General features: G+C 61.5%; 2 protein-coding genes and 2 pseudogenes. 3 read left to right on the forward strand and 1 reads right to left on the reverse strand.

Annotated features, from left to right (window positions below):
• Positions 1–408: pseudogene (locus BF95_RS29985) on the forward strand (transposase); the annotation flags it as partial.
• A 693-nt stretch (positions 409–1,101) separates the two neighbouring features.
• Here BF95_RS29985 and BF95_RS24650 read toward each other — a convergent pair.
• Positions 1,102–1,935, reverse strand: a complete 834-nt coding sequence (locus tag BF95_RS24650) for a hypothetical protein (protein WP_443018432.1) — start codon at positions 1,933–1,935, stop codon at positions 1,102–1,104.
• Between the two features lie 263 nt (positions 1,936–2,198).
• Between BF95_RS24650 and BF95_RS24655 the strand changes: the two genes are divergently transcribed.
• Together BF95_RS24655 and BF95_RS24660 are read left to right on the forward strand one after the other, a co-directional pair.
• Positions 2,199–2,837 carry a YqaA family protein gene (locus BF95_RS24655; protein WP_043155430.1) on the forward strand — a complete coding sequence of 213 codons (639 nt, stop codon included), beginning with the start codon at positions 2,199–2,201 and terminating at the stop codon, positions 2,835–2,837.
• Between the two features lie 17 nt (positions 2,838–2,854).
• Positions 2,855–3,478 (forward strand): annotated as a pseudogene (locus tag BF95_RS24660) (apolipoprotein N-acyltransferase); the annotation flags it as partial.

Below are 3,478 nucleotides of genomic sequence, written 5' to 3' on the forward strand. Positions count from 1 at the left end.
AATCAGCCTACATCTTCGGCGCTATCTGCCCTGAGCTTGGTAAGGGCGCTGGCTTGGTCCTGCCCTTCTGTAATACCCAGACCATGTCGCTGCACCTGGCGGAGATATCGCTCGCTATCGAACCAGGTGCCCACGGCGTGCTGCTGATGGATCAGGCCGGATGGCACATGACCGGGAAGCTGGAAGTACCCGATAATATCAGCATCGTTCCGCTGCCGCCAAAAATGTCCTGAACTCAACCCGGTCGAAAATATCTGGCAGTTCATGCGCGATAACTGGCTATCCAACCGCATCTTCACGTCCCACGACAACATCGTCGACCTTTGCTGCGAAGCCTGGAACAGGCTGATCGATCAGCCCTGGCGCATCATGACAATTGGACGCCGCAAATGGGCACGTGGGTCGTGATCAATGCAGGTTGGTATTAGTGGGTTGAATAGAGCGTAGCAGTATGGGCGAGTGAGCATCAGGCTTTCTCTATTACGTTTACAGGCTATTGTTCGACCTATGCGATACACGGGAATTGTTTTTGCTATGACCGTCTTCAGTATCATTTCGCTCTTGGGCGTGCGGATGGTGATTGACGGATTATGGCTTAAACAGTGGAAATTTGCGTTTGGAAGTTTAGCCTTGGCGGTGTTTTTCGCTGCCGCTGCGTATGAACGGTTTGAATGCGCTAAAACCGACTGCCCGCCTTCCCAAGAAGATCCAAGCGTTCCTCGCATTCGCTAAGGAATGATCGACTTATTTATCCTCTTGGAAGGTTGCCCCATGCTACCAGCGTGGCGAAAGCGGCAGACGCCGCAACAGCGTAAGTCATCCGCTTAGATCGATTTTTTCGCGCTATCAAAAACATGAAACCGAAAGCCCAAAAGAAAAGCGCCCCAGGTAAAGCCTCTACAACTGACAGCCTGCCACGCGTCAAATAACCAGCGATCGAAAAAACCCAGCTCAACAGGAACAGGATGAACACATCCGTTTTTATACTTCCAGGTCGATTTAATCCGTTGCTCATCGCCTATAGCTACTTACAATCTACATTACTGGCAAGCGCGTGCTACACATCCCCGATATGCCGAAACACGGGTCGGGCGAGTTCTGTTAAGAAGCCCGTAAAACAACGAGAAAGATCACTGTCAGCCCGTACAGTCTTCTTAGGGCGATCATCATCATCGCCCCCTCGTCACCCCCCAACCCGTCCCCCAGACGGGTATAATCGATCCGTATCCGCACCCAACTCCCCACCTGCGGCTTGCCATTCACGCGCGGGGGGCGGACCAGGAATTGCCAGGCGGCCAGCCGCACCGCGCGGGCATAGCCCGACCCCAGCGGCGATTCGCCCAATATCTGGCAGTTTTCCACATGATAATGGTCGACCGTCTTGCACGCGACCAGGCCCCAGCCTTCGGGCGGCGCATTGGCGGGGATATAGGTGGACAATTCGCTGTTGGTCGGTCGCCGATACCATTCGGCGTTGAACAATTGCACCCCGCCCGGCCCTTCGCCCGGCCCGGCGACCGCCGCACTGTCGCCCTGTCCCGCCGCCGCGCCCTGCGCTGCCTTGGGCATGTTGCCGATGTCCGCCGACGCCATCTGGTCGCGGCTCATCGTCAGGAAGGGGAAGGGCGATGGCGGCTCCTCGACCGGCTTTTCGGTCGGCACCGGCGGCCGCACCACCGCCTCGGCCTGTTTGGGCGGGCTGGCCTCGTCCTGCTCGCGCTTCTCCGCCTTGGGCGCGCGCTTCTGCTCCTGCTCGGTCTTGGTCCCCGTTTCGACGTCGAACGTCACCGGCAAGCGGTCGTCGGCCTTTTTGGGCTCGAACGAGGGCGACAGCGTAAACAGCCCCAGCAGCAAGATGGCGTTCAGCACCAGCGCGAACGCGATGCCGCCCGCGCGCTGCCGCAGCCTGGCCCAGGGAATGGAAGAAAATGTCAAACGCGCGAACCGAACAGGACAGGGGAGGAAGGGGTCTTGCCCAGACGGTGCCGCGCCGTCAACGCCGTCGCGTCGAATCACGCTGACCGGTGCCTTATCGTACAGTGGGTGGGCCGGTCGCCACGGAACAACACCCCCCTTTCCCCGCAAAGCTACAATCTCCCCCGCAACCAAAAACCTAAGCCCCCTGTCCGCTTCGTTGACCGTTTTTGAGACAGCAAAATCGCTGGCGACCCGGAACGATCTCGGCTACGTCGCGCGTCATGCTCAACAGGCTCTATCAATGGACGCTGGCCAAAGCCGCCCATGCCCATGCCGAACGCTGGCTGTTCGTCATTTCCTTCCTGGAATCGAGCTTCTTCCCCATCCCGCCGCATCCGCTGCTGGGCCTCATGTGCCTGTCGCGCCCGGAACGGGCGATCCGCTTCGGCTTCATCTGCACCCTCGCCTCGGTGCTGGGCGGGATGCTGGGCTATGCCATCGGCTATTTCCTCTATGAGGCGCTGGGCGAACAAATATTGACCGCGCTCGGCCTCGCCGCCAAATTCCCGGTCGCCGCCTGCTACCTGCGCGAATACGGCGCGGAGATCATCCTGATCAAGGGCGCGACGCCGATCCCGTTCAAGCTGATCACGATCACGGCCGGATTCGTCGGCCTGCCGCTCTTCACCTTCTTCTGGGCCAGCGTCGTCAGCCGCGCCTTCCAATTCATGCTGGTCGGCTTCCTGTTCTGGAAATTCGGCCGTCCCATCAAGGCGTTCATCGAAAAATATCTCGCCTGGCTTTCGGCCCTGTTCCTGCTGCTGCTCGTCGGTGGCTTCCTCGCCGCCTCGATGCTGACCGGCGGCGGCGGTGAAAAGGCCGACAAGTGCAGCCAGGCCACCATGGCGACCATCGGCTGATCGCGCCGGTGCGCGCCATGGTTGATCGCCGCCCCCGGCTCGCCGCGCTGCTGGCGGGCCTTGCCTCGGCGACCGGCTTTGCGCCCCTGTCGCTCTGGCCGGTCACGCTCCTGGCCCTCGCGCTGCTGATCCACCTGGTCGAAACCGCGCCCGACCGCCGCGCCGCCTTCACCTATGGCTGGCTGTTCGGCGTCGGCCAATTCACCCTCGCCCTCCACTGGATCGCCCACGCCTTCACCTTTCAGGATTCGATGCCGCATTGGCTGGGCTATGGCGGCGTGCTGCTCCTCTCCCTCTACCTCGCCCTCTTCCCCGCGCTCGCAACGATGGGCGCCTGGTGGCTACACAGAAAACGCCCCTCCCTTTCAAGGGAGGGGTCGGGGGTGGGTGCCGCGCCCAGCGCGGCCAGCGACTTTGGCTTCCCCCTCCTCCTCGCCGCCCTGTGGATCGCCACCGAATATCTGCGGGCCACCCTCTTCACCGGCTTCGCCTGGAACCCGATCGGCATCATCCTGCTGCCCAGCGGCGCGGCCATCGCCGCCACCCTCATCGGCACCTACGGCCTCGGCGCATTGGTCATCCTCGCCAGCGCCGCGCTGCTGCTGATCGCCCGGCGTCAGGTCGCGGCCCCCGCCGCCCTG

It is taken from the genome of Sphingobium sp. Ant17 (assembly GCF_000588875.1).
In the GTDB taxonomy this organism is placed as follows: domain Bacteria; phylum Pseudomonadota; class Alphaproteobacteria; order Sphingomonadales; family Sphingomonadaceae; genus Sphingobium.